The organism is Nonomuraea sp. NPDC050680 (assembly GCF_040654555.1).
Classification (GTDB): Bacteria; Actinomycetota; Actinomycetes; order Streptosporangiales; family Streptosporangiaceae; genus Nonomuraea.
The window spans coordinates 491,117-515,937 of the sequence record NZ_JBFAIF010000001.1; the positions used below are offsets into that span (position 1 = coordinate 491,117).

The 24,821-nt window shown below is 69.9% G+C and carries 23 protein-coding genes; 12 read left to right on the forward strand and 11 right to left on the reverse strand.

The features are described from left to right. Positions 1-25: 25 nt before the first annotated feature. Positions 26-1,798 carry an NAD+ synthase gene (locus AB0H88_RS02380; RefSeq protein ID WP_357640203.1) on the forward strand — a complete coding sequence of 591 codons (1,773 nt, stop codon included), beginning with the start codon at positions 26-28 and terminating at the stop codon, positions 1,796-1,798. 79 nt (positions 1,799-1,877) lie between these two features. Continuing rightward, the gene (locus tag AB0H88_RS02385) at positions 1,878-3,311 is read left to right on the forward strand and encodes a serine hydrolase domain-containing protein (RefSeq protein WP_357640205.1); all 1,434 of its coding nucleotides are present in this window, start codon (positions 1,878-1,880) and stop codon (positions 3,309-3,311) included. 28 nt (positions 3,312-3,339) lie between these two features. Here AB0H88_RS02385 and AB0H88_RS02390 read toward each other — a convergent pair whose 3' ends face one another. Beyond that, positions 3,340-4,191 (reverse strand): aldo/keto reductase, encoded by an 852-nt coding sequence (locus AB0H88_RS02390; protein WP_357641983.1) that lies wholly within the window; start codon positions 4,189-4,191, stop codon positions 3,340-3,342. Positions 4,192-4,933: 742 nt separating this feature from the next. Between AB0H88_RS02390 and AB0H88_RS02395 the strand changes: the two genes are divergently transcribed. Next, positions 4,934-5,926 carry a S66 peptidase family protein gene (locus AB0H88_RS02395; protein ID WP_357640208.1) on the forward strand — a complete coding sequence of 331 codons (993 nt, stop codon included), beginning with the start codon at positions 4,934-4,936 and terminating at the stop codon, positions 5,924-5,926. Between the two features lie 332 nt (positions 5,927-6,258). Here the strand turns inward: AB0H88_RS02395 and AB0H88_RS02400 are convergent, their stop codons facing one another. Genes AB0H88_RS02400 through AB0H88_RS02410 form a run of 3 tightly spaced genes read right to left on the reverse strand, consistent with a single transcriptional unit; the run spans position 6,259 to position 9,040 of the window. Further along, entirely contained in the window at positions 6,259-7,677 is a 1,419-nt protein-coding gene (locus AB0H88_RS02400; protein WP_357640211.1) for an FAD/NAD(P)-binding oxidoreductase, read from the reverse strand. Continuing rightward, positions 7,674-7,874, reverse strand: coding sequence for a ferredoxin (locus AB0H88_RS02405; RefSeq protein ID WP_357640214.1), 201 nt, complete (start codon positions 7,872-7,874; stop codon positions 7,674-7,676). The genes AB0H88_RS02400 and AB0H88_RS02405 overlap by 4 nt, the downstream gene beginning before the upstream one ends. Further along, positions 7,874-9,040, reverse strand: a complete 1,167-nt coding sequence (locus AB0H88_RS02410; protein ID WP_357640216.1) for a cytochrome P450 — start codon at positions 9,038-9,040, stop codon at positions 7,874-7,876. Before AB0H88_RS02410 ends, AB0H88_RS02405 begins: the two co-directional genes overlap by 1 nt. A gap of 145 nt (positions 9,041-9,185) precedes the next feature. On the opposite strand from AB0H88_RS02410, the gene AB0H88_RS02415 reads away from it, so the two are divergent. After that, positions 9,186-9,800 (forward strand): TetR family transcriptional regulator, encoded by a 615-nt coding sequence (locus AB0H88_RS02415; protein ID WP_357640218.1) that lies wholly within the window; start codon positions 9,186-9,188, stop codon positions 9,798-9,800. 102 nt (positions 9,801-9,902) lie between these two features. Here the strand turns inward: AB0H88_RS02415 and AB0H88_RS02420 are convergent, their stop codons facing one another. The 3 genes from AB0H88_RS02420 to AB0H88_RS02430 all read right to left on the reverse strand — a co-directional run bounded on the left by AB0H88_RS02420 (position 9,903) and on the right by AB0H88_RS02430 (position 13,384). After that, the gene (locus AB0H88_RS02420) at positions 9,903-10,511 is read right to left on the reverse strand and encodes a TetR/AcrR family transcriptional regulator (RefSeq protein WP_357640221.1); all 609 of its coding nucleotides are present in this window, start codon (positions 10,509-10,511) and stop codon (positions 9,903-9,905) included. A 7-nt stretch (positions 10,512-10,518) separates the two neighbouring features. Beyond that, positions 10,519-12,075: an MFS transporter gene (locus AB0H88_RS02425; protein WP_357640224.1), complete on the reverse strand. Its 1,557-nt coding sequence runs from the start codon at positions 12,073-12,075 to the stop codon at positions 10,519-10,521. Between the two features lie 91 nt (positions 12,076-12,166). Next, the gene (locus AB0H88_RS02430) at positions 12,167-13,384 is read right to left on the reverse strand and encodes an MFS transporter (protein WP_357640227.1); all 1,218 of its coding nucleotides are present in this window, start codon (positions 13,382-13,384) and stop codon (positions 12,167-12,169) included. 147 nt (positions 13,385-13,531) lie between these two features. Here AB0H88_RS02430 and panB point away from each other — a divergent pair, with 147 nt between their 5' ends. Further along, positions 13,532-14,380, forward strand: coding sequence for a 3-methyl-2-oxobutanoate hydroxymethyltransferase (gene panB, locus AB0H88_RS02435; protein WP_357640230.1), 849 nt, complete (start codon positions 13,532-13,534; stop codon positions 14,378-14,380). Positions 14,381-14,503: 123 nt separating this feature from the next. Here panB and AB0H88_RS02440 read toward each other — a convergent pair whose 3' ends face one another. The 3 genes from AB0H88_RS02440 to AB0H88_RS02450 form a co-directional block, all read right to left on the reverse strand. Beyond that, positions 14,504-15,277, reverse strand: coding sequence for a pyridoxal-phosphate dependent enzyme (locus AB0H88_RS02440; RefSeq protein ID WP_357640233.1), 774 nt, complete (start codon positions 15,275-15,277; stop codon positions 14,504-14,506). 16 nt (positions 15,278-15,293) lie between these two features. Beyond that, on the reverse strand, positions 15,294-15,467 hold the full coding sequence (locus AB0H88_RS02445) for a hypothetical protein (RefSeq protein ID WP_357640236.1): 174 nt from the start codon (positions 15,465-15,467) through the stop codon (positions 15,294-15,296). Between the two features lie 63 nt (positions 15,468-15,530). Continuing rightward, entirely contained in the window at positions 15,531-16,703 is a 1,173-nt protein-coding gene (locus AB0H88_RS02450; protein WP_357640239.1) for an aminotransferase class I/II-fold pyridoxal phosphate-dependent enzyme, read from the reverse strand. 59 nt (positions 16,704-16,762) lie between these two features. Here AB0H88_RS02450 and AB0H88_RS02455 point away from each other — a divergent pair, with 59 nt between their 5' ends. From AB0H88_RS02455 to AB0H88_RS02480, 6 genes are all read left to right on the forward strand, one after another. Beyond that, entirely contained in the window at positions 16,763-18,196 is a 1,434-nt protein-coding gene (locus tag AB0H88_RS02455) for a PLP-dependent aminotransferase family protein (RefSeq protein ID WP_357640242.1), read from the forward strand. 87 nt (positions 18,197-18,283) lie between these two features. Next, complete coding sequence (locus tag AB0H88_RS02460) at positions 18,284-18,970, forward strand: alpha/beta hydrolase (RefSeq protein WP_357640245.1); 687 nt, start codon at positions 18,284-18,286, stop codon at positions 18,968-18,970. Between the two features lie 45 nt (positions 18,971-19,015). Then, positions 19,016-19,903 (forward strand): ABC transporter ATP-binding protein, encoded by an 888-nt coding sequence (locus tag AB0H88_RS02465; protein WP_357640248.1) that lies wholly within the window; start codon positions 19,016-19,018, stop codon positions 19,901-19,903. After that, a complete protein-coding gene (locus AB0H88_RS02470) occupies positions 19,900-20,625 on the forward strand; it encodes an ABC transporter permease (RefSeq protein ID WP_357640250.1) in 726 nt (241 codons plus the stop codon). Before AB0H88_RS02465 ends, AB0H88_RS02470 begins: the two co-directional genes overlap by 4 nt. Positions 20,626-20,635: 10 nt before the next feature. After that, a complete protein-coding gene (locus AB0H88_RS02475; RefSeq protein ID WP_357640253.1) occupies positions 20,636-21,721 on the forward strand; it encodes a histidine kinase in 1,086 nt (361 codons plus the stop codon). Then, positions 21,718-22,326 (forward strand): response regulator transcription factor, encoded by a 609-nt coding sequence (locus AB0H88_RS02480; protein ID WP_357640256.1) that lies wholly within the window; start codon positions 21,718-21,720, stop codon positions 22,324-22,326. The genes AB0H88_RS02475 and AB0H88_RS02480 overlap by 4 nt, the downstream gene beginning before the upstream one ends. A gap of 27 nt (positions 22,327-22,353) precedes the next feature. On the opposite strand, the gene npdG is transcribed toward AB0H88_RS02480, so the two are convergent. Continuing rightward, entirely contained in the window at positions 22,354-23,016 is a 663-nt protein-coding gene (gene npdG / locus AB0H88_RS02485; RefSeq protein ID WP_357640259.1) for an NADPH-dependent F420 reductase, read from the reverse strand. Positions 23,017-23,256: 240 nt separating this feature from the next. Between npdG and AB0H88_RS02490 the strand changes: the two genes are divergently transcribed. Beyond that, positions 23,257-24,693: a hypothetical protein gene (locus AB0H88_RS02490; RefSeq protein ID WP_357640262.1), complete on the forward strand. Its 1,437-nt coding sequence runs from the start codon at positions 23,257-23,259 to the stop codon at positions 24,691-24,693. Positions 24,694-24,821: the final 128 nt, after the last annotated feature.

The window sequence follows — 24,821 nt, forward strand, 5'->3', positions numbered from 1 at the left end:
AGGGGGCCGTACTAGGCTGACCTCTGTGGCACAACTCCGTATCGCGCTGGCACAGACCAACCCGACCGTAGGCGACCTCTCCGGCAACGCCGACCGACTGCTCACGTGGACCCGCGACGCCGCGGACCGCGGCGCGGACCTGGTCGTCTTCACGGAGATGTTCTTCACCGGCTATCCAGTGGAAGACCTGGTCCTGCGTACGTCCTTCGTGGACGCCAGCATCAGGACGCTGGGCGAGGTCGCGCTCAGACTGCGGGAGGAGGGGCTGGGCGAGCTGCCCGTGGTCGTCGGCTACGTCGACCGGGCGGGGCTCGCGCCGCGCATCGGCCAGCCCAAGGGGGCCTCACTCGACGCCGCCGCGGTGCTCTATCGGGGCGAGGTCGTCGTCCGCACGGCCAAGCACCACCTGCCCAACTACGGCGTGTTCGACGAATACCGCTACTTCGTGCGTGGCGACCGGCTGCCGATCTTCCGGCTGCACGGGGTCGACGTGGCGATCGCGGTCTGCGAGGACCTGTGGCAGGAGGGCGGTCCCGTGGCCGTGGTGGGCCAGGCGGGAGCCGGTCTGCTGGTGGCGCCCAACGCCTCGCCGTACGAGAAGGAGAAGGACGACGTACGCCTGGAGCTGTGCGCGCGCAGGGCGCGTGAGGCCGGGTGCGCGCTCGTCTACGTCAACCAGGTCGGCGGGCAGGACGAGCTGGTCTTCGACGGCGACTCGATCGTGGTGGACGCGGCGGGCGAGCTGGTGGCGCGCGCCGGGCAGTTCCGCGAGGAGCTGCTCGTGGTGGACCTGGACCTCCCGGTCTCCACCGCCGAGACCGGGGCGTTCCCGTACGACGCGGGCGACGGCTCCACCATCACCGTGGACCGCCTGGTGCTGTCGTCCGACCCGGTCGAGCCGCGCGAGCCCGTGCCCGCGCGGGTGGCGGAGCGGCTGGACCCGGCTGCGGAGGTCTACTCGGCGCTGGTGCTCGCCGTACGCGACTACGTGGCCAAGAACGGCTTCCAGTCGGTGATCCTGGGCCTGTCCGGCGGCATCGACTCGGCGCTGACCGCGACCATCGCCTCCGACGCGATCGGGCCAGACCGGGTCCACGTGGCGCTGATGCCCTCGCGCTACTCCTCCGACCACTCGCTCGGCGACGCCGAGGAACTGGTACGCAGGCAGGGCATCAACGCCCAGGTGGTGCCGATCGGCGAGATCGTCGACGCCTTCGAGAAGGAGATCGACCTGTCCGGGCTGGCCGCCGAGAACCTGCAGGCCCGCGTCCGCGGCACGATCCTCATGGGCCTGTCCAACGAGCACGGCCATCTGGTGCTGACGACCGGCAACAAGAGCGAGCTGGCGACGGGCTACTCCACGCTGTACGGCGACTCGGCGGGCGGCTTCGCCCCGATCAAGGACGTACCGAAGACGATGGTGTGGGAGCTGTCCCGCTGGCGCAACGCCCACGGCGACCCGTCGTTCCGCCTCGACGCCGAGCGGCCCATCCCGGAGAACTCGATCACCAAGGAGCCGAGCGCCGAACTGCGGCCCGACCAGCGCGACACCGACTCGCTGCCGCCGTACGAGGTGCTGGACCGGCTGCTCGACGACTACGTCGAGAAGGACATGGGCGTACAGGAGCTCATCGCGGCCGGCCACGACCCCGCCCTGGTGACGCGCATCATCCGGCTGGTGGACACGGCCGAGTACAAGCGCCGGCAATACCCGCCGGGCCCGAAGATCACCCCGAAGAACTTCGGCCGCGACCGCCGCCTCCCCATCACCAACAGGTGGCGCGAAACCACCTCCTGAGGCACGACCCACCCGACGGTCGACTCGTCGCGCGGAAAAACCCGGTGAATCGGGCATTGCGCCTTGTTAGGGTGCCCGCATGCGTTCTCAGCCGGCCTTGCTACCGCGCTCGACACCGGCGGCTTCGGGGGTCTCGTCCCGTTCGATCGTCGCGTTGCTGGACCGGCTCGAAGCACAATCCGTCGAGCTCCACTCCCTCATGGTCGTACGCCATGGTCACGTCGTGGCCGAAGGCTGGTGGGCGCCGTACTCGGCCGGGCGCCAGCATCTGCTCTATTCGCTGACCAAGTCGTTCACCTCGGTCGCGGTGGGGCTCGCGATCGCCGACGGGCTGCTCTCGCTGGAGGACCGGGTGGTGGACGTGTTGCCCGACCACGTTCCGGCCGGCATCTCCGAGCAGGGACGCCGCATCACCGTGCACCACCTGCTGTCCATGACGGCCGGGCACAGCACGGACAGCCTCACCGAGGCCTGGCAACTGGAACCGGACGACCTGGTGAAGGGCTTCCTGCGCGTACCGTTCTCCGAGCCTGAGGGAACCCGGCACACCTACGACAATGCGACCACCTTCGTCCTGGCCCGGATGGTGGAACGGGTCACCGGCCGCGGCCTGCCGGAGCTGCTCGACGAGCGCCTGTTCCAGCCGATGGGCATCGACCACGCCGAATGGGATCGGGTGGCGAGCGGTGCCGCCTTCGGATTCCACGGGCTGCACCTCACGACCGAGGCCGTCGCCGCTTTCGGCGAGTTGCTGCTGCGCGGAGGCGTCTGGGGCGATCGCCGGCTCGTCCCGCGCGAATGGGTGGAGCTCGCGACCAGACGGCACATCGAGACCCGGCAGCAACTCGATGACGACTCACCTAACCCGGACTTTCTTTGCGGGTACGGCTACCAGTTCTGGATGTCGCGTCACGGTTACCGCGGTGACGGCGCCTTCGGCCAGCAATGCCTGGTCGTCCCGTCCCACGATCTCGTGGTCGTCGTGACCGCCGCCGTCGACCAGGGCCACGCACTGCCCGGCGTCTTCTGGGACTGCCTGCTGCCCGGCCTGGACGACGCGGGAAGCTCGCGGGACGACGAGATCCTCGCCGATCGGCTGCGGCGGCTGTCACTCGCGCCGGTGCCGGGTTCGGCGGCCCCTTCCCGTTCCGGTGCGGCGAGGATCGACGCCTCCGCCGAGGATTCGGCCCTGCCCGACGGAACCACGGTGGCCGTCGAGCCGGTGGACGGCGGATGGCACCTGCGGCTCGGGTCGTCCCTCAAGGTCGCCGTCGGCCACGCCGAATGGCGGGAAAGCTCGCCGCTCGGCCGCCCGGTCGTCGCCGCCGGCGCCTGGCAGGGCGACACCTTCGTCGCCGACCTCTACGTCATCACCACCCCGCACCGGGTCCGGCTGGTGCTCGACGCCGACGCGGGCACAGCGGTGGCGACGTGGAGCACCGTGCCCCTGACCGGCCCCAGCCTGGAGTTGCATCTGCGGTCGCCGCTGATGACCCGGCCCGACGTCGCCTAGGTGAGCGTTGTCGTCAGGCGAAGAGCGCTTACGCCTCGGGGATGACGATCCCCAGGCTGATCGGGTCCCGCTCATCGGGGTCGGGACCGACGCGTACGCCGGTGTCGAGCGCGTCGACGCGGGTGATCTCCTCGGCTGACAGTTCGAAGTCGAACACATCGAAGTTCTCGACGATGCGGGCGGGATTGACGGACTTCGGGATGGCGGAACGCCCCTGCTGCAGGTGCCAGCGGAGCATGACCTGCGCCGTCGTCTTCCCGTGCGCGCCCGCGATCTCGCGCAGAACCGGGTCGGAAAGCGTGCTCGTGCGGTGCTCGCCCCAACCGGGGTAGAAGGTGATGCCGCCGATGGGCGACCACGCCTGGGTGAGGATGCCGTACTCGTCGTCGGCCTGCCGCACCTCGGGCTGGGTGAAGTAGGGGTGCAGCTCGATCTGGTTCACAGCGGGCACGACATCGGTGTGTTCGATCAGCTCGGCCAGGTGCCGGGGCATGAAGTTGCTGATCCCGATGGACCGGACCTTCCCGTCCGCCAGGAGCTTCTCCAGCGCCTGGTAAGCAGCGATGGTCGCGTCGAACGCCTTTGGTGCCGGCTGATGCAGGATCAGGAGGTCGATCTGCTCCACACCGAGCTTCCCGGCCGCCTTGTCGAAGGCATGCAGGGTCTGGTCGTACCCGTAGTCGCTCACCCAGACCTTGGTCTCGATGAACACCTCAGAGCGGTCCAGCCCCGAACGGCGGATGCCCTCGCCCACCTCGCGTTCGTTGCGGTACGCGGCAGCGGTGTCGATGTGCCGATAGCCCGTCTTCAGCGCGGTCTCGACCGCCGCGGCGGTCTCTTCGGGCGACGACTGGAAGACACCGAAGCCGAGGGCCGGCATCACGACGCCGTTGTTCAACTCAAGAGAATTAGTGGTCACGACATCCACCATAGGAAGCCCCGGTCCTGCGAGGGAGAGCACACCAGTACCTCCCAGGCCAGGAATAGATAGAGCACCGGGCCGACAGATCCTGGTATCACCGGTCACGCCAGGCCCTCCCGCGGCGGTTGGGCCAAAGGCGTAAGGATGCGAAGAGTTCAGCAAGGCAGCCGGTGGAGTTCCGCCTCCGCCTTTTCATGGGCTTCCTGGGCGATTCTGGGGGCCGGCGGTCCACTTGTCGCACTCCTCCGACCCCGCGAAAGGGCTGCTGATCTGGCGCAGTGGAATGAAAGTGGACTCCAGGTCGGCGACGGGTAACGCAACGACGGCACCCGGCCGACGCGGACGCACTCGGCGAGGGAGACACGGATGCGGCGGTCCGCACTGCCGTGTTGGCCGGTTGTACTCCACACCCAGAGGCGGCCAGGCCCAATACTGCGGCGACCACCACGATGGCCGCCACCCACCTCACCGGCCTGTGGCCTGTCATGCTTCACCTCTCGAAGCCAGGCGCTCGAAAGGTCGAGGCCGAAGATCAATTATCAACCCTTTCGGGCTGCGTCCGCGAAAGCGTCGATCTCCTGTCCACCCTGGCCGACGACGCGCACCGGGAACTCGGCGATACCCGATCCCACCCGATACAAGGCACAGACGGCCAATAAATGGGAGCGCCATGTTGCCCCCACCCGGTTACACTCCGGCAATGATGGATGTGATCTTCCCTCCCAAGCTGACCGATGGCGACGTCATACGAGTGGTGGCGCCGGCCGTGTCCCGCGCATTCGTGTCGGAGCACGACCACACCGACATCATCAACACTCGATTCGCCGAACTCGGTCTGACGCTCTCCTATGGCAGCCATGTCGACGAGCGAGACGCGTTCAATTCCTCCAGCATCGCCTCACGGGTCACCGATCTGCACGAGGCCTTCGCGGACCCATCGGTCGCGGCGATTCTGACGGTCATCGGCGGCTACAACTCCAATGAGTTGCTGCCGTACCTGGACTGGGATTTGATCCGCGCCAACCCAAAGATCTTGTGCGGATACTCCGATATCACGGCGCTGCAGAACGCCATCCTCGCCCGCACCGGGTTGACCACCTACTCCGGCCCACATTGGTCAACGTTCGGGATGCGAGACCATCTCGAGCAGACCCTGCGCTGGTTCACCTCGGTCATGTTCGATACCGCTCCGATCACCCTGACCCCGGCAACACACTGGAGCGACGATCCCTGGTTCCTCGACCAGGACAAGCGTGAGCTGATATCCAACGGGGGATGGTGGCCGATCCGGCCCGGCATCGCCGAGGGGCGGATCGTCGGCGGCAATCTCTGCACCCTCAACCTGCTGCAAGGCACCCCCTACATGCCAGCCCTCGACGACGCGATACTGATCGTCGAGGACGACTTCGAGTCCCAGCCGGCGACCTTCGCCCGCAATCTGACCTCGCTGCTGCAGCTTCCCGACGCTCCGCGGATTCGAGGACTGGCGATCGGACGGTTCCAACGCGCCAGCAATATGACCCGCCCGTTGCTGCAGCAGATCATCGACGCCCAGCCGTCACTGGCCGGCATCCCCGTCCTGGCCAACATCGACGTCGGCCATACCAACCCCTTGGCCACCTTTCCGGTCGGCGGCCAAGCCCAGCTCACCATCGCCAACGGCCAGACAAACCTGACGTTCCTACGTCACTGACACAACCGGCATGGCCATCGAGTTGCTCCGCCCCAACCGAGGGCCTGTCGATCCCAGGTAGAGGGATCTTCAGGTCGCTCCACACGACACGATGGCCGGCCATGGTGACGTACGCCCCCAGCGCCCACCGGACAGCACCTGCACGATGCGCATCCCGCGCCCGGACTCGCCGCCAAGGGCTCTGCCTCCTGATGGTTCAACGCGTCCATGAGGCAGTTGCGCGGTCGACTCCGACCTTTCGGCACAGCCATCTTGGCTGAGCTCGCCATGAACCGCGAGACGCCATGCGTTTCCAGGAAAGTTCGTACGGGCGGCTGGGTCTCCACGAGAAATTAGGTGAGCCTTAGGTTTGGCATGGATCGGAGAGCGTCGGTGACGTGCCCGCGGGCGAGCCTGACGCCGCGGGGATGGTTCCAGCCGATCGCCGCGGTGGGGACGCCGTCCACTTCGGCCAGGGCGGCGAACCGTCCGCCGCCCGGCTCGCCGTCGAGCGGGCGCAGGCGGGCGCCGGGTGGGATGTGGCCATGGATCTGGAGCTTGACGTCGTACTGGTCGGTCCAGAAGTACGGGATCGGGGTGTACGGCGCGCCGTCGCCCATGATGTCGGCGGCCACGGCCATGGCCTGCTGGGTGGCGTTGGTGCGGTTCTCCAGGCGGACGCTGGTCCCCAGGAGCTCGTGGTGCCAGCGGGCCACGTCGCCGACGGCGTAAACGGCCGGTGCGGCTCGGCAGTGGGAGTCGCACTCGACGCCGTCGGTGAGGGACAGGCCGCTTCCGGCCAGCCAGCCGGTGGCCGGGACGGACCCGACGGCGATCACCACCAGGTCGGCGGGGACACTCTCGCCGCTGGTCAACCCGACCGCACCGACCCGCCCGGCCAGACCATCCCCACCGCCCGAGCCCTCCCCGCCCAGGCCATCCCCGCTCGGACCATCCCCGCTCGGACCATCCCCGCTCGGACCACCCCCGCTCGGACCACCCCCGCTCGGGCTATCCGCACCCGGGCCGTCCTTGCCCGGACCATCCCCGGCAGTGTGCCCGGCAGCCGCGCCCGTCAGGCCCGCGACACCCACGCCGGTGCGTACCCGAACTCCGTGGCTTTCGTGGAGTGCCCCCACCAGACTGCCGAGTTCATCGCCGAGCTGGCGGCCCATGACGGTGGGCAAGGGGTCGATGAGCGTGACCTCGGCGCCCAGGGTGCGGGCGGTGGCGGCGATCTCGCAGCCGAGTACGCCCGCGCCGATGACCGCGACTCGCCGTGCCCCGCGCAGCCCCTCGCGCACGGCCAGGGCGTCGTCGAGAGTGCGCAACGTATGCACGCCGGCGAGGTCCTGGGTACGTAACGTGTGCTGGACGGCGAGGTCCTGAGTGCGCAGCGCGTGCACCCCGGCAAGGTCGCGCAGGAACGGCGGCCGGCGCGGGCTCAGCCCGGTGGCGATGACCAGCGTGTCGTAGGACAGCGTCCGTCCGTCGTCGAGATCCACCGTACGGGCGGCGGTGTCGAGCCGTTCGGCACGACGGCCGAGGATGAACTCGGCGCCGAGCGCGTCGAGCCGGGCGGGGTCGCGCAGGAAGGCGCGTTCGGCGGGCCAGGCTCCGGCCAGCACCTCCTTCGACAGCGGTGGCCGGTCATACGGCGGATGTGACTCCTCCCCGACCAGCCGGATCCGCCCGGTGTACCCCTTGGCGCGCAACACCTCCGCCACGGTCAGTCCCCCGGCCGAGGCGCCGACGATGAGAACACCGCTCACGGCTCCTCCGTCAAGGCGATGGCCGTGGCGGGGCACAGCAGCGCGGCCTCTCGGACGGCCGCGTGGTGTTCGGGCGGCGGCGCGGGGTCCAGCAGGACCACTACGCCGTCGTCGGGATGCTGGTCGAACACTTCAGGAGCGCTGAGCACGCACATGCCCGCGCCGCAGCAGCGTTCCCGGTCCACGTCGATGTGCATCACACCACGTCCCAGGTGACCGGGAGCCGGTGCACGCCGTAGATCATCATGTCGGTGCGCAGCGGCACCTCCTCGGCCGGCACGTCCAGGCGCAGCGTCGGGAACCGCTCGAACAGCGCGGGCAGGCCGACCTGCAGCTCGACGCGGGCCAGCTGCTGGCCCAGGCACTGGTGGATGCCATGGCCGAAGGCCACGTGCCCGGTGGCCGGGCTGCCCAGGTCGAGCACGTCGGGGTCGGCGAACTGATGCGGGTCGTGGTTGGCCGCCGGGATCGACACGGTGACGGTCTGACCGGCCTTGATCAGCTGCCCGCCGAGCTCGACGTCCTCCAATGCGGCCCGGTTCAGTCCGGGGACGATGCTCAGGTGGCGCAGCAGCTCCTCGACGGCCTTGCCGGCGTCGGCGCGCAGGAGCGCGAGCTGACCGGGGTGGCTCATCAGGGCGAAGGCGCTCAGGGCGAGCATGTTCGCGGTGGTGTCGAAACCGGCACCCATGAGGATGCCGCCGATGACGGACAGCTCCTCGTCGGTCAGGTCGCTGTCGTTGGCCAGACCGCTGAACAGGTCGTCGGTGGGCTGGGCGCGCTTGGCCACCGCCAGGTCGCGCATGTACCCCTGCACCGCGGTGAAGGCGGCGACCTTGTCCTCCGGCGGCACGTCCATGCCCCCGAGCACGGCCATGTGGTGCTGGAAATCGGCCCGATCGGCGGTCGGAACGCCCAGCAGTTCGCAGATCATCAGAGCCGGGAGCGGCAGCGCGAACGCCTCCACCAGGTCCACCGGCGGGCCATGCCGCTCCATCGCGTCCAGGTGTTCGGCGGTGATCTGCTCGATCCGGCCCGCGAGCTGGCGCATCCGGCGGACGGTGAACTGGCCGGTGAGCAACTGACGGTAGCGGGTGTGCTCGGGCGGATCCATCGAGGGGAATCCTCCGGGCGGCGCGGGCCGGGGCTTCGCGCTGAGAGTCGCCCCGGGGAACGGGCTGTGGGCGAGCTCGGCCCGGTGACTGAATCGCTTGTCGGCCAGGACCGCGCGGACCAGGTCGTGCCTGGTCACCAGCCAGCCGATATGGCCGTCGGGGTAGGCCATCGGAGCCACGGGACGTTCGGCGCGCAGGTGCCCGAGCTCCTCGGGCGGGTCGAAGGGACAGCCTGGGCGACGCGTCATCGGAATCGGAATGGGGCTCGGAATGGGGCTCGGGAGTGCAGACATCTCAGTCCTCTCTGGTCTGGAGGTGACGCGACTTCACCTAACACCACTAAGAGTAAAAATACAACTGATGTAAAAACAGTCGTGATGTAAGCTCGTCCTCGTGGAGGAGACACGGCGCGAGCGCAAGAAGCGCCAGACCAAGCAGCTGCTCGTCAGCACCGCGTACCGGCTGTTCAGCGAGCAGGGCTACGAGCGGACCACCGTCGCGCAGATCACCTCCGAAGCGGATGTGGCCACGAAGACGTTCTTCAACTACTTCCCGAGCAAGGAGGACGTGCTGTTCTCCGATGCCGAGCACTACTACGAGACGGCGCTGGAGGTCCTCGCCGAGCGGGCACCGGATGAAGGAGTGCCGGAGCTGCTGCTGCGGACCTACGACCGGGTCATCGCCCGCTATCTCGCCGACGGCCCGCTGGCCGGCGACCGGGAGCGGATGGAGGTCTACGGAAACCTGATCATGAGCGTCCCGGCCGTACAGGCGAAGGCCCTGCATGTGCTGTTCGACCTGCAGAGCAAGATCGCGGGCGCGTTCGTGAAGGCCTTTCCGGACGAGCTGGACCCGATCAGCGCGGCGGCCGCGCTCGGCGCCCTGCTGGGCGCCGTCCAGGCGGCGACGCGCACCTGCGGGGAGCTGCACGGCCATTCGGAGGAGGAGTACTTGAAGGCGGGCAGACGGGCCGTCGAGATCGCCATGCGCGGACTGGGAGCATTGTGACCGGGCTCTTCTCGTACGAAATGCCGACGAACCCCGCCATGCCTACCAAAACGGCCGGGAGAATCTCCCGGCCGTCCGAATCTCAACCCAAAGGCCGCTGTCTCAGCCCTGCGGCCCTATCCCCGCCATGACCGCGTCGACGATCCGCTCGGCCAGGTCGGCGGGCAGGTCGCCGGCGGGCGCCCACTTGGTGTTGTGCATCATGGTCCCGGACAGCATCGCCATGGCGAGATCGACGTCGAGGTCCGGCCTCAGCTCGCCCGAGGCTACGCCCCGCTCCAGCGTGACCCGCATGGCCAGCTTGCGCGGCTCGACGGCGCGCTTCATGAAGCGCTCCATCAGCCGCGGGTAACGATCCGCCTCGCTCATCGCGACGTTCATCACACACCGGCCTCGGGCCTGGCCCGACTCCTTGCGCATCACGTCCAGCAGGACTATCAGGTCGTCGCGCACCGACTCTCCGAGCAGCGGCGGCAGCGGCGCCTTGAGCGTGGCGAGCGCGTCGACCACCAGGTCTTCCTTGTTGGACCAGCGCCGGTAGATGGTCGTCTTGCCGACGCCCGCCCTCGACGCGATCGCCTCGATGGACAGCTCCGACACGCCCATGCCTTCGGCGATCAGGTCGAGTGTCGCCTCGATGATCGCCTTCTCGGCCTTCTCACTGCGCGGACGGCCCGCCGGACGGGCCGTCGTGGATTCCTGGATCGTCATCGCGGCCTCACACTACCGCTGGTTCCTTCTTTTCCACCTGCTGAACCGGGCGTGCCTTGCCCGGCATCCACTTCAGTACTACCAGCACGCCCAGCAGCGCGATGACCGCGGAGACCAGGGCCGTGATGTGCATGCCATGGAGGAAGGCGTTGAAGGCGGGCTGGATCAGCGCCTGCCCGTGCTGGCCGAGCGCGTGCGCGGCGCCGACCGTCGCCATGATCGACTCGCCGGCGGCGTGCTGGGCGTCGGCCGGCAGGCCGAGGCCGGACAGGGCGGGCGCGATCTCGCCCCGGTAGCTGGAGGACAGCACCGAGCCGAGCACGGCCACGCCGAGCGCGCCGGAGATCTGCCGGACGGTGTTGCTCATGGCCGAGCCGACACCGGCCTTCTCCCTGGGCAGCGCCTCCATGATGGCGGTGGTCGCCGGGGGCATGATGTTGGCCATCGCGGCGCCCTGCACGAAGAAGATGATCTCGATGATCACGATCGGCGTGCTCTGGTCCAGGAACGCGTAGCTGGTGAGTGCCGCGGTGACCACCAGCATGCTGACCACGGAGGAGAGCTTGGCGCCGAAGCGCTGGTTAACCCGCTGGCTGAGCGGCGCGAAGATGAGCTGCGCCGCGGCGAACGGGATCATCAGCGCGCCCGCCTGCACCGGGGTGAAGCCCAGCACGATCTGCATGTAGAAGGTCAGGAAGAACATCCCGCCCATCATCGCGAAGAAGACGATGCCCATCATGCCGATGGCGGAGGAGAAGCGGACGTTGCCGAAGTTACGCACGTCGAAGGCGGGGTGGTCGGTACGCCGCTCCCACCAGACGAACGCCGCCAGCACCGCCACACCGATCAGCGTCGGGGTGAGCACCTCGGCGGAGGCCACGGTGGCCAGCTCGCCGCCGCGGATGATGCCGTAGACGATGGCGACCAGGCCGATGATGGACAGCACCACGCCGATCGGGTCGAGCTTCGACGGCTTGGGGTCACGCGACTCCGGCACGACCGTGCCGATGAGGATCATGCTGATGATCACGATCGGCACGTTGACCAGGAAGACCGAGCCCCACCAGAAGTGCTCGATCAGCACGCCGCCGGTGATCGGGCCGATCGCCACCGCCAAGCCGACACCACCAGCCCAGACGCCAATGGCCTTGCCGCGCTCACTCGGCGGGAAGACGTTGGAGATGATGGCCAGGGTCGCCGGCATGATGGCCGCGCCGCCGATGCCCATCGCCGCTCGGGCCATGATCAGCTGCATCGGATCCTGCGCGTAGGCACTGGCCAGCGAGGCCAGGCCGAACATCAACATGCCGATGAACAGCATCCGCTTGCGTCCGGTGCGGTCACCGATCACCCCGAAGGTGAACAGCAACCCGGCGAACACCAGCGTGTAGGAGTTGATCGCCCACTCCAGCTCGCTCTGGGTCGCGCCCAGACCGACAGTGGGGTCCGCGATGGTCTTCATCGCCACGTTGAGGATCGTGTTGTCGAGCACGACCGCCAGCAGGCTGAACACCAGCACGCCGAGGATGGGCCAGCGGCGTGGATGTCCTGTGTTCGCATCCATGGAAAGCACCTTAATTTCGATACGCTTGAGTTTCGCAACGCTACCGTATCGCAAACTTATTCCGATACGCAACGGACTCGTTTCGTAAGGGTTAACTCGTGGCGACGACTTGCTCCGTGACCTCGGCCGGCACCTCGACCGGCTGGGGCCGTCGCCGCCGCCAGAACGGCAGCGCGACCAGCACCATCGCCACCCCCGTGAGCCCGGCCACCACGAACGCCCAGGCCGGGCCGTGCGCGTCGATGATCGCCCCGGCGACCGGCGCGGAGAGCGCCCCGCCGATCAGCAGGGCGGTGCCGTGGAAGCCCATCGCCTCTCCCCTGGCGCCCGCGGGCACCCAGCGGCTGACGGTGTCGACCGTGGAGGACAGCGAGGGGGCGCAGAGCACACCGGCGGGCAGCAGGGCCAGCATGAGCCACCACCAGTCGCCACCGGCCAGCGAGGCCAGAACGGTCAGCAGGCCCATGCCCGCGATGAGGGCCAGGGGCGAGACGCCGCGCGACAGCCCACCGTACACGAAGCCGCCGACGAGCGAGTAAAGGCACCAGATGGCGACCGCGAGCCCGATCCACGGGGTCTGCCCGGCATGCTTCATGGTGCCGACCAGGGCGAGCTCGGTCGCGGTGAGCACGAACGTGGCCGCGGCCACCGTGCCCAGCAGCGCGACGAAGGCGGGCGTGAGCCACTGCCGCCGGGGCACCCTCATCGGGGGCGCCTTCAGCTCCTCGGCCGACCGGGTCGGCGGGTTGAGCGCGATCAGCGCCACGCCCGAGCCGGTCAGCCCGACCGCGATGGTCGCCAGCGTCGGCCCGCTGCCGAGGGTGGTCATCCCGGCCACGGCCAGCGCGGGGCCGACCATGTAGGCGAGCTCGACCAGCATCGAGTCGAGCGAGAAGCCGGCCCTGCGGTGCTCGACCGGCACCATGGCCGCCAGGCACTGCCTGATCACGCTGAACACCGGCTGCCCCAGCAGCCCCGCCACCGCCGCCGCCACGACCAGCGCCGCATACGGCAGCGCCCACGCGCCCGCCCAGAACGCCGCCTGCGCGACGGTGGTGACGGTGAGGATCGGCCGCAGACCGTACTTGTCGACGAGCCTGCCCGTCAGCGGCGACCCGACGGCCATGCCGACCGTGCTGGCCATGGTGACCAGCCCCGCCTGCCCGAAGCCGAGCCCCAGGCCGTTGACGACATAGAGCGTCAACGCCATGCCCGTCGCGGTGGTGGGGATGCGGGCGATCAGGCCCACCAGGAGTAACGTCCGCACGCCGGGCAGCCGGAACAGCCGCTTGTAAGGGTCGAGAGCCATGTTGATTGCTTACCTCCGGGTCCATTGTGGCAAGCGGCACCGACAATTCCGCCACTGGTTATCGCCGTACGCCGTCGGCCTCGTGCCATCATCGGAAGGGTCCGGGTACGCCACAGGGGCGCCTCGAGACTTCACCGGAGGGTTGTCATGTCCTCTTCCATCGCACTGAACGGCTCCAACACGCTGTACGGCGGCGCCACCGGCCGCCGGGTCACCGTCCGCGACCTCATCGCGGCCAAGGAGCGCGGAGAGAGGTGGCCCATGGTCACCTCCTACGACGCGATGACGGCCAGGGTGTTCGACCAGGCGGGCATCCCGGTCCTGCTGGTCGGCGACTCGGCGGCCATGGTCGTCTACGGCTACGACTCCACGCTGCCCGTCACGGTCGACGACCTGCTGCCGCTGACGGCCGCCGTCGTCCGCGGCTCCGCACGCGCCCTCGTGGTCGCCGACCTGCCGTTCGGCTCCTACCAAGGCTCGGCCCAGCAGGCGCTGGAGACGGCGGCGCGCTTCATGAAGGAGGCCGGCGCGCACGCGGTCAAGCTGGAAGGCGGCCGGCGCGTCCTGCCGCAGGTCGAACTGCTGGTCTCGGCGGGCATCCCGGTCATGGGGCACCTCGGCCTCACCCCGCAGTCGGTCAACGTCCTCGGCGGCTACCGCGTCCAGGGCCGCGGCCAGTCGGGTGACGAGCTCATGTCGGACGCCAAGGACCTCGAACGGGCGGGCGCCTTCTCGGTGGTGCTCGAATGCGTGCCCGCCGAGCTGGCCGAACGGGTCACCGCCTCGCTCGCCATCCCGACGATCGGCATCGGCGCGGGACCGGCCACGGACGCCCAGGTGCTGGTGTGGCAGGACCTCATGGGGCTCACCCCGCGCCCGGCCAAGTTCGTCAAGCAGTACTCGGGGCTGGCCGAGGAGATGGACCGCGCCGTGCGCGCCTTCGCGGCCGACGTGACCTCGGGCGCCTTCCCGGAGACCGGCCACTCGTACGAGTGACCGGATCCTGACGGGCGTCGCGGGCGGGACATCCCGTCGCACCGGGCGCCCGGACCGGCGGGGCCGGCCGGTGTGCGGGGCGTCTGAACGGCGGCGTCAGACCAGCGTGGCGGGACGGCGGCGTCAGACCAGCGTGGCGGGGTCGGTGTTCGAGCCGCACACCACCACCGCGACCCGCTCGCCGTCGGCGGGCACGTACGCCCCGGACAGCAGCGCGGCGTACGCGGCCGCTCCCGCGTGTTCGGTGGCCACCCGGTGCTCCTCCCAGAGGGTGCGGCGGGCGGCCACGATCGCGTCGTCGGACACGAGCACGCTCTGGACGTCCGCCCGGGAGAGGACGTCGTAGGCCACGCCGCCGAGCCGGCTCGCGCCCAGCGCGTCCGCCCCCACACCGCTCACCTGCACCGGCACCGGACGGCCCGCCCGGAGCGCCTCGTGCAGGGTCGGGCACAGCACCGGCTCGACGGCGACGATCCGCGGCCCGCTCCCACCAGAGGCACCCGCTGACCGTCCGCCACTCCCCTCCGCGTCGAGAGCGCCGACACCGACCGTGATGCCCGCGGCGAATCCGCCGCCTCCTACGGCCACCACCACCGTGTCCACCCCGCCTGTCTGCGCCATCAGCTCCAGGCCCGTGGTCCCCTGCCCCGCCACGACCTCCGGCTGGTCGTAGGCGTGCACCGCGAGCGCCCCGGTCTCCGCCGCCCGCTTGGCCGCCGCCTCCGCGGCCTCCGAGTAGATGGCCCCGACCTGGTTGATCTCCGCGCCCAGCCGCCGCAGCCCGGCCACCTTCACCGGGCTGGTCACCTCCGGCACGAAGATCTCCGCCCGGACGCCCAGCGCCCTGGCGGCGTAGGCGACGGCGAGCCCGTGGTTGCCGCCGCTGGCCGCGATCACCCCGCTCGACGGCAGCTCACCGGCCGACAGGATGCGGTTGAACGCCCCCCCGCACCTTGAACGAGCCCGAGTGCTGCAGCTGCTCCAGCTTGAACAACAGCCCGGGAGAGATCTCCAGCACCGGTGTACGCAGCACATGCCCGCCGATCCGCTCGGCCGCGCTCGTCACGTCCTCGTACGTCACCGTCATCGAGATCCCCCTCCGAAGCATTTAGGAATTTTCCTAAGTCCCTATTCCTAACGTTCCTAAGCGCTATGTCAACGCCTGAGAGATGTCCGCCCACAGATCCTCGGGGTGCTCGATGCCCACGGCGATGCGTACCGTGCCCTCGCCGACCCCGTGCCTGGCCAGCTCCTCGGCGCTGAGCCCGCGGTGCGACGTGGTCGCCGGGTGCATGACCAGCGTCTCGACACCGCCCAGTGAGGGAGCCAGCAGCGCCAGCTTGATCGAGCTCATGAACTTCTCCCCCGCGGCGAGGCCGCCGACGAGGTCGAAGGCGAACACGCCGCCGAAGTCGGGCAGGAGCTTGGCCGCCAGTTCGTACGACGGGTGCGACGGAAGTCCCGGCCAGTGCACGGCGGCGACCGCCGGATGCTCGGCGAGCCGGGTGGCGAGCAGGCGGGTGTTGGCGCAGTGGCGTTCCATGCGCAGCGCCAGCGTCTGGATCCCGCGCAGCGTCAGCCACGCGGCGAACGGGTCCGCCGAGGCGCCCAGCTTGGTGGCGAAGTGCCACACCTTCTTGTACAACTCCTCGGCGGCGAACACCGCGAGGCCGCCCACCACGTCCGTGTGCCCGGACAGGTACTTGGTCGTGGAGTGGACGACGACATCGGCGCCGTGTTCGAGGGGACGGCACAGCATGGGCGAGGCGAAGGTGTTGTCCACGACGGACACGATGCCGAACTCCCTGGCGACGGCGCACATCCCGGGCAGGTCGGCGACCTGGGCGATCGGGTTGGCGATGGTCTCGAGGTAGACGAGCCTGGTCTCGGGGCGCACGGCGGCGCGCAGGGCGGCGGGGTCGTCCTCGGGCACGTAGGTGACCTCGATGCCGAACCTCGCGACCAGGTCGTTGATCATCCCGGCCGTCCCGCCGTACAGGGCCTTCTGGGCGATCAGGTGGTCGCCCGGCTTGAGCAGGCCCAGCAGTACGGTGTTGATCGCGCCCATGCCGGAGCCGGTGGCCAGGGCGGCGGCTCCGCCCTCCAGGCCGGATACGGCCAGCTCCAGCGCTCGGACGGTGGGGTTGCTGTAGCGCCCGTACACGAACGGGCCGTCGGGGCGGCCCATCGCGTCGGCCATCACCTCGGGGTCGTCGAAGACGAAGCCGGAGGTCTGGTAGATGGGCATCGTGATCGGACGGCTGGCCTCGATGGGTGGCTGGGGCAGATGCACGGCTCGGGTCTCGGGGTGCAGTTCGCTCATACAGCGAGAATGTCCCAAGATGTGGCTTTTTGTCAGATCCAATGATAGAGAATTGGTCCATGAATGGGGCCAATCTTGATGACCTCGTCGACCTGCTGGGCCGCTGGGCGTCCGGGCGCGGGCCCCTCTACCTGCTGCTCACCGGCCGCCTGCGGGCGCTCATCGACGACGGCGTACTGCCGCCCGGCGAGCAACTGCCGCCCGACCGGGTGCTGGCCAGGCGGCTGGCGGTCGGCCGGGGCACCGTCGTGGCCGCCTACGACCTGCTCCAGCAGGAGGGCCGCGTGGTGCGCCGCCAGGGCAGCGGCACCCGCGTCGCAGCCTGCGACCTGCCCTCGACCCGCGCCACGGACAGCGTCGTCGCCAATCCGCTGCTCCTGCACATCCTCCATCCCCCGGACGGCGTACAGCTGCTGACCTGCGCCGCCCCCGACGACCCGCCACCCGAGCTGATCGAGGCGTACCAGGAGGCGGCCGGCCGCCTCGCCGGCGTACGCGACCTGGGTTACCAGCCCGCCGGGAACCCCGCCCTGCGCGAGGCCGTCGCCGCCTACTACCGCGAACGCGGCGTGCCCACCACCGCCGGGGAGATTCTGGTCACGAACGGCGCGCAGCAGGCACTGACGCTGCTGGCGGGCCTGCTGGTCTCGCCGGGCGACACCGTGCTGACCGGGTCGCCGACGTACCCGGGCGCGCTGGAGGTGTTCAGGCACGCCGCCGCGGCCGTCCGCCCGGTGACGCTGGCCCCGGTCTCCGCCGAGGCGATGCGCGAACGGCCCGCCCTGGTGTACGCCGTGCCGACCGCCAGCAACCCGGCCGGCTCGATCATGGAATCGGCCGACCGGAGACGCCTGGCCGGGCTGGCCGCCGACTACGACGTGCCGGTGATCGACGACGAGGTCTGCGCGGAGCTCTGCTTCTCCGGCGAGATCCCGCCGCCGCTGGCCGCGTACGGGTCCGGCGAGCAGGTGATCACGATCGCCTCGCTGAGCAAGCTGGTCTGGGGCGGGCTGCGGGTGGGCTGGATCCGGGGGTCCGCGCCGCTGGTCTCGCGGTTGGCCCGGCTGCGGGCCGTACACGATCTGGGGGGCGAGGTCCTCGGCCAGCTCGCCGCCGCCACACTCATGGGGCGGCTGGCGGAGATCAGGCGGGCACGCGTACGGACACTGCGGGCGCGCCACGACCACCTCTGCGCCGAGCTGCGCGAACACCTGCCCTCGTGGGAGTTCGAGCCCGCGCGCGGCGGCCAGACGATCTGGGTACGGCTGCCGCGCGGCGAGGCCGACTCGTTCGCGCAGGTGGCGCTCAGGCATGGGGTGGCGGTGCCGCCGGGGCGCTCGTTCGACCCGCTCGGCGGGCATGCCGAGTACACGCGGCTGCACTTCCTGTTCCCCGAGGAGGAGCTGTCGCGGGCGGTCGCAGGTCTGGCGCGAGCGTGGCGCTCGTATGACGGCGCCCACGAGCCCGCCGCCCGCCACACGCTCATCGTCTGAGCCCTGCTTGGTTGAGTCCGGCTCGATGGAGTCCGCCGACAGCTGACAATGGCGTGGTCGGATCACCGTGTGCGCGAAAGTAGGGGCATGAACGTGACGTTCGTACTCGTGCACAGCCCGTCAGTGGGGCCTTCGACGTGGACGCCGGTGGCCGAGGCCCTGGGGCGCAGGGGCTATGCCGCCGTGGTGCCCGACCTGACCGGCGTGGCGCGGCACGGCTCGCCGTACTGGCCGAAGGTGGTGGAGGCGGTGCGCGCGGCCGCGCCCGAGACACCGCTCGTGCTGGTCCCGCACAGCAACGCGGGGCTCTTCCTGCCGGTGATCAAGGAAGGGCTGGGCGAGCGGGTGGTGTCGTGCGTGTTCGCCGACGCGCACATCCCGCCCCGTGACGGGCTGGTGCGGGCGGCGCAGGAGGCGTTCCTGCCGTTCCTGCGCGAGCTGGCCGACGACGACGGCGTGCTGCCGCGCTGGACCGACTGGTGGAGCGACGACGACGTGGCCGCCATGCTGCCCGACCTGGGGGTGCGCGCCACAGTGGTCGAGGAGCAGCCGCGCCTGCCGCTCGACTACTACACCGAGCCCATTCCCGTCCCCGCCGGATGGGACGCGGTCAGGTGCGCCTGCCTCTGGTACGGCCCGCCCTACGACAAGGTGGCCGAGGAGGCGCACGGGCGCGGCTGGCCCGTGCTGCGGACGCCCGGCGAGCACCTGCAGCAGGTCGTCGATCCCGAGGGGGTGACCGACGCGCTGCTGAAGCTCTCGCGGAAGTCGTGAATTCTTCACGGGCGCCGAACCTCACCTCCCGAAATAGTCGTACACATGACAGCAATTCACGTGGAAGAGGTCAGGAAGCGCTACGGGGACTTCACGGCGGTCAACGGCATCTCGTTCGAGGTGGCCGAGGGGGAGATCTTCGCCCTCCTGGGCCGCAACGGCGCGGGCAAGACCACGGCGATCGAACTGCTGGCCGGGTTCCAGCAGCCGGACGGGGGCAGCTGCCGGGTGCTCGGCCTCGACCCCGCGCAGGACCGGGCGGCCGTCAGGCGGCGCACCGGCATCATGCTGCAGGAGGCCGGGTTCTTCCCGGATCTGACCGTCGCGCAGACCGTCGACACCTGGCGTGACTTCACCGCCGCGCCGAGGCCCCGCGACGAGGCGCTGGAGCTGGCGGGCCTGCTGCCGAAGGCGGGCACCCGGGTGCGCCAGCTCTCCGGTGGCGAGAAGCGGCGGCTCGACCTGGCGCTGGCTCTGCTGGGCCGTCCCGAGGTCCTGTTCCTGGACGAGCCGACCACCGGGATGGATCCCGAGGCGCGCCGCAACACCTGGGAGGTCATCCGCGACCTGGCCGGGCAGGGCACCACGGTCCTGCTGACCACCCACTACCTGGACGAGGCGCAGCGGCTGGCCGCCTCGATGGCGATCATGGACGGTGGCGAGATCATCGCGTCCGGCGGGATGGCGGAGACGCTTGCCGCGCAGAGCGGGCGAGTGGCGTTCCGCCTGCCGCAGGGGACGGCACCGGACGACCTGCCGCTCCCGGTCACCTTGGAGGGCGAGACGGCCGTGTGCCGGGCGGCCGACCCCGATCTGGCAGCGCAGACGCTGCTGAGCTGGGCGGCCGAACGCGGTCTGCGCCTGGCGGGCCTGGAGGTCCGCACCGCCACCCTCGAAGACCTCTTCCTCGACCTGTCCAGGAGTGCCCGATGAGTTACGCCGCGACCTACCGGCTCGGCACCAGGCTGTTCTGGCAGGACCGGGCCATGCTGCTCGCCTCGGTGGTCACGCCCGTGGGGCTGAGTGTCGGCCTGCCGGTGCTCATGCGGCACGTGACGGCCGACGGGGTGGCCAACGCCACCCAGCTCTCCCAGGGCATGACCTCCATCCTGCTCTCGCTCACCGCGTTCATGAACGTCGCCGTGGCGCTGACCACGCGCCGCGACCAGCTGGTGCTCAAGCGGCTGCGCGCCACCGGCCTGACCGACGGGCAGATCCTCGCCGGCCAGATCGCCAGTACCGCCACGCAGACCATGATCCTGATCGCACTGTGCACGGTAGCGGTACGCCTGCTCGCCGATGTACCGTTCCCCGCGAACCCGCTGGTGTACGCCGGGGCGGTCGTCGCGGGCTCGGTCGTCCTTGCCACGCTCGGCGTCGCCTACACCGCCGTGATCCCGCGCACCGAACTGGCCGCCGCCGCCACGATGCCCCTCTTCCTGCTGGCCGCGATCGCCACCGGCGTGATGGGGCCGATCCGCGACGTCCTGCCCGCCTGGGTGGGATCCGTACTCGACCTGCTGCCCACCTCCGCCGTGGTGCACGCCATCCGGACGGGCGAGGTGGCGCTGCCCGCCCTGAACCTGGCCGTGTGGGCGGTGGTCGGCATCGTGGCGATCCGGCTCTGGTTCCGCTGGGAGCCCCGGCGGTCATAATAAGCCGGTCATGAACTCGTCCTCCGCGCAGCGGCTCGCCCGCGTCCTGATCACAGCCGTATCAGTCGCGTACTCGTTCATCGGGCTCATCTACTTCACCAGCGGCCCGCGCAACGGGTTCGTGGCGAGCGCGGCCGTGCTCGGCGTCGTCGTGACCCATTACCTGAACATGCGGGCGGGGTTACGGGGCGAGCGGCCACCTCTCTTCCCGCTCACGCTGGTGCTGCAGGCGGCCGCCACGTACGTGCCCGACTATCTGCTGCCGTCCGGCTGGTCGGCCGTTTCGGCACCGATGCTGGCCGGGACCCTGCTGGTCTTCCTGCCGCTGCGCTGGAGCGGTCCGCTGGTCGGCGCGATGGCGCTGTGGGACGGCGGCTCGATCTTCGCCTGGTCCGCCAACCCGGTCCTAGCTCTCTTCTACGGCCTCTCCGTATCCACCACCGGCGCGATGATCTACGCCATGGTCCGGTTCGTCCGCGTGACCGCCGACCTCGAATCCGCCAGGGCGGAGCTCGCCGAGGCCGCCGTACTCAAGGAACGTCTGCGCATCTCCCGCGACCTGCACGACGGGCTCGGCCGCAGCCTGACGGCGATCGCCCTCAAGGGCGACCTGGCCGCCCGCCTGATGGACCGCGACCCCACCGCGGCGCGCGGCGAGGTGGGCGAGCTGGTGCAGGTGGCCAGGGAGGCGGCGCAGGATGTACGGCAGGTGGCGCGGGGGTATCGGGAGCTGTCGCTGGCGAGCGAGGTGGATCGGGCGGTGGCGCTGCTGGAGTCGTCGGGAGTCGGGTGCCAGGTGCATCTGGTGGACGCCACGCTGCCGGCACGCTCGGAGGCGGCGCTGGCGTGGGGCGTGCGGGAGGCGGTCACCAACGTCCTGCGCCACAGCCGCGCCACCACCTGCACGATCAGCACGTCCCTGACGGAGGACCGGCTGCGGCTCGAAGTGGTCAACGACGGCGCCGATCACGATGGTCATGGTTCCGGCGGGGGGTTGACGGGGCTGGCGGAGCGGGCCGCCCAGGCGGGTGGGACGGCGGGCGCCGCCGCGACGGGCACCGGCGGATTCCGCCTGACCATGGAGGTGCCCGCGTGATCCGGGTGCTGCTGGCCGAGGACATGCACATGATCAGAGCCGCCCTGACGGCCCTGCTCCGCCTGGAATCGGACATCGAGGTCGCCGCGGAGGTGACCCGGGGCGACGAGATCGTACCCGCCGCCCTGAAGACCCGGCCCGACGTGGCGATCGTGGACATCGACCTGCCGGTGATCGACGGCATCACCGCCGCCGCCGAGCTACGCGGACGGCTCCCGTCGTGCCGCATCCTGGTGCTCACGGCGATGGGCCAGCCTGGCCAGGTGCGCCGCGCGCTCGGGGCGGGCATCGAGGCGTTCCTGATCAAGGACGCCCCCGGCCACCGCCTCGCCGACGCCATCAGGCGCACCGCCGCCGGACTCCGGGTGCTGGACGCGGAGCTGGTGGCCTCGGCGATGGAGTACGGCGAGAGCCCCCTCACCCCACGAGAGACCACCGTGCTGCGCGAGGCCGCCCGTGGCGCGTCGGCGGAGGAGATCGCCGCCCGCCTCCACCTGTCGGCGGGGACGGTGCGCAATCACCTCACGGGAGCGATCACGAAGACGGGCGCCCGCAACAAGATCGACGCCATCCGCATCGCCGAGGACGCGGGCTGGCTCCTTTGACGGTCAGCGGTCTGGTTCCGTTGACGGTCAGACGTCGGTGACGCGTACTCCGGCGTGGGCCTTGTAGCGGCGGTTGATGGAGATCAGGTTCGCCGTCAGGGCCTCGACCTGGAAGGCGTTGCGGAGCCGTCCGCCGTAGACGCCGCGCACGCCGGGAATGACCGACGCGAGCGCCTGCACCGTGTCGGTCGCCTCACGGTCGTCACCGAGGACCAGCACGTCCAGATCGACCTTGTCCACGGCCGGATCCATCAGCACCACCGCCGACACGTGGTGGAAGGCCGCGACCACCCGGCTGTCCGGCAGCACCGCAGCGGCCTGCTGGGCGGCGCTCCCCTCTTCGACGGGCAGCGCGTAGGCGCCCTGCTTGTCGAAGCCCAGCGGATTGACGCAGTCGACCACGATCTTCCCGGCCAACTCGGTACGCAGCGACTCCAGCAACGCCTTGTGCCCGTCGTACGGCACCGCCACGATCACCAGATCGGCCTCGGTGGCGACCACCGCGTTCTCTGCTCCCCGGGCGCCGGAGCCGATGGACTCGGCCGCCTCCTGGGCCCGCCCCGCGCTCCGTGACCCGATCAGCACCGGGTGCCCAGCCAGCGCGAACCGCCGCGCCAGCCCCTTTCCCTGGTCTCCGGTCCCGCCCAGAATCCCGATCGAAATGCCGCTCACAGTCGTGTCTCCGGTCATGTCGCATTCTTATCAGCCCGTTTTACCCCTGAGCACGCCGGGCCCCAGCCGAACACCAGCCGATCGACCACATGCGGCAGTTGACAGGGCTTACTAGATTGTCCCCTTCTTCAACGACCGCTTTCCCGGCGTTGTCCGGCCGGTTAGTTTCGATCACTAGATCTGGCATCTGATCGGACCTGCTCAGGGGCGCGATTCATCCCGCCCATGGCGCAGTCCATGCAGTGGAGGAACCCCCTGATGCGAGTTGTCCAGCTGTTAACCGCGACGGTCGCCGTCCTGGCCGGTTTGACCGGTTTGACCGGTTTGACCACCCCGGCCACGGCCCAGACCACGCCCACCCCCACGCCCGCCGACGCCACCCACACGCGACCCATCGAGGTCCGCCGCAACCACCCGGACACGCGGGTTCCTGTCGTCGTCCGGAAGTCCGGTGAGGCGCTCATCGACCTGAACGTGTCCGCGCCGGGCACGGACTGGGCGAAGGCGGGCGCCGAATCGGCCGTCGTATCCATCTCGGTCGACAACCGATATGTCGCCGACCTCGTGGTCTCCGGCGACCAGCCCCTTCACCGGCAACTCGCCCTGGGCCGGCTCAAAGCCGGAGTACATCAGCTGCGCCTGCACTTCGCCGACGAGCGCTCCGCAGCGGCGAGCAACTCAGTCGCGGTGGACACGCTGCGGGTCTCTACATACGCGCCGGGAAGCCCCGAATACCTGGTACTGCGATACGCACCCGTCGTCTATGGCCGCAACCTCGCCGCCCTCGGCAACCCGTACCAGAACGCGACCACCGACACCCCGCTCATCGCCTGGCATGATGCGGCACCGGCCACCACCCCGGGTCACACGAAGCTCACGTACTCGGTGGTGTGGAGCAACGAGGACGGCGGCACGAACACCCCCGCGCTGATGGCCCGCTGGGGCCGCACGACCGACATCGAGTGGATCTACAGCGTCGAAGTAGACCAGAACGGCGACCGGGTCGCGGGCAGCGACACCTACCAGGCCCCCGACCACCAGACGCTGCACTTCTCCGGCCGGTACGAGAACGACCACGCCCTCCTGCAGACCTGTACGTCGAACAACAACATGTGCGACACCGTGGACGACCCGATGCGGTTCTTCCTGTCGTACCTGCCGACGCTGCCAGCCAACCAGGCGCGCGAATACCTCATGGACGCCAACCCCTGGACGTACGAGATCATGGCCAAGGAGATGCTCCGCGAGGGCAAGATCGAGGCCCCCTCAGCCACCACACCGACCACGCCTGAGGTGAGCGACCAGCGCAACTACCTGTACGCGGTGGTCAAGAAGACCACGCAGCCGGCCAACGCGGGTTCGTCCTGGGTCGGAGTCTCGCTCGGTGTACGCCTGGTCAGTGGCGAGACCGTCTATCTGTCAAACCACGTGGACCCGACCTGGTCCCTCCAGCGCGACGACCCGGCGGCGACCACAGTGGAACTGCCCGCGGGCACGACGGCTGACGACATTGCCGAGGTAACCGCCCACCGCGTCGTGGTCGGCACGGACACCGGCGCCACCGTGCACGTCACCGGGATCAAGCGCGGCTTCCTCCTCGGCCAGGACTACCTCCCCCAGCAGTCGTTCCTGACCTGGAACGGCGACGTCACCCTCGACAGCACCACCACCTCGGCCGTCCTCTGGCACCGCTGACCCCCACCACGTGGCGGGGGGCGGCCCGCCCCCCCCCCCCCCCCCCGGGGCGGGCGGGAAGGGGTGGCCACCACACAGCGGAGGAGGCCGACCAGGAAAACAAACCACAGCCCCACCCCCACCCCCGC

Excerpts from the sequence above, each read along its gene's own strand:
- AB0H88_RS02445 (WP_357640236.1), bottom strand. The coding sequence starts at position 15,467 with ATGACGGTGACGTACGAGGACGTGACGAGCGCGGCCGAGCGGATCGGC.
- AB0H88_RS02430 (WP_357640227.1), bottom strand. The coding sequence starts at position 13,384 with ATGGCTCTCGACCCTTACAAGCGGCTGTTCCGGCTGCCCGGCGTGCGG.
- panB (WP_357640230.1), top strand. The coding sequence starts at position 13,532 with ATGTCCTCTTCCATCGCACTGAACGGCTCCAACACGCTGTACGGCGGC.
- AB0H88_RS02390 (WP_357641983.1), bottom strand. The coding sequence starts at position 4,191 with ATGCCGGCCCTCGGCTTCGGTGTCTTCCAGTCGTCGCCCGAAGAGACC.
- AB0H88_RS02465 (WP_357640248.1), top strand. The coding sequence starts at position 19,016 with ATGACAGCAATTCACGTGGAAGAGGTCAGGAAGCGCTACGGGGACTTC.
- AB0H88_RS02405 (WP_357640214.1), bottom strand. The coding sequence starts at position 7,874 with ATGCACATCGACGTGGACCGGGAACGCTGCTGCGGCGCGGGCATGTGC.
- AB0H88_RS02450 (WP_357640239.1), bottom strand. The coding sequence starts at position 16,703 with ATGAGCGAACTGCACCCCGAGACCCGAGCCGTGCATCTGCCCCAGCCA.
- AB0H88_RS02455 (WP_357640242.1), top strand. The coding sequence starts at position 16,763 with ATGAATGGGGCCAATCTTGATGACCTCGTCGACCTGCTGGGCCGCTGG.
- AB0H88_RS02475 (WP_357640253.1), top strand. The coding sequence starts at position 20,636 with ATGAACTCGTCCTCCGCGCAGCGGCTCGCCCGCGTCCTGATCACAGCC.
- AB0H88_RS02490 (WP_357640262.1), top strand. The coding sequence starts at position 23,257 with ATGCGAGTTGTCCAGCTGTTAACCGCGACGGTCGCCGTCCTGGCCGGT.
- AB0H88_RS02425 (WP_357640224.1), bottom strand. The coding sequence starts at position 12,075 with ATGGATGCGAACACAGGACATCCACGCCGCTGGCCCATCCTCGGCGTG.
- AB0H88_RS02395 (WP_357640208.1), top strand. The coding sequence starts at position 4,934 with ATGATGGATGTGATCTTCCCTCCCAAGCTGACCGATGGCGACGTCATA.
- AB0H88_RS02385 (WP_357640205.1), top strand. The coding sequence starts at position 1,878 with ATGCGTTCTCAGCCGGCCTTGCTACCGCGCTCGACACCGGCGGCTTCG.
- npdG (WP_357640259.1), bottom strand. The coding sequence starts at position 23,016 with ATGACCGGAGACACGACTGTGAGCGGCATTTCGATCGGGATTCTGGGC.
- AB0H88_RS02420 (WP_357640221.1), bottom strand. The coding sequence starts at position 10,511 with ATGACGATCCAGGAATCCACGACGGCCCGTCCGGCGGGCCGTCCGCGC.
- AB0H88_RS02410 (WP_357640216.1), bottom strand. The coding sequence starts at position 9,040 with ATGACGCGTCGCCCAGGCTGTCCCTTCGACCCGCCCGAGGAGCTCGGG.
- AB0H88_RS02470 (WP_357640250.1), top strand. The coding sequence starts at position 19,900 with ATGAGTTACGCCGCGACCTACCGGCTCGGCACCAGGCTGTTCTGGCAG.
- AB0H88_RS02460 (WP_357640245.1), top strand. The coding sequence starts at position 18,284 with ATGAACGTGACGTTCGTACTCGTGCACAGCCCGTCAGTGGGGCCTTCG.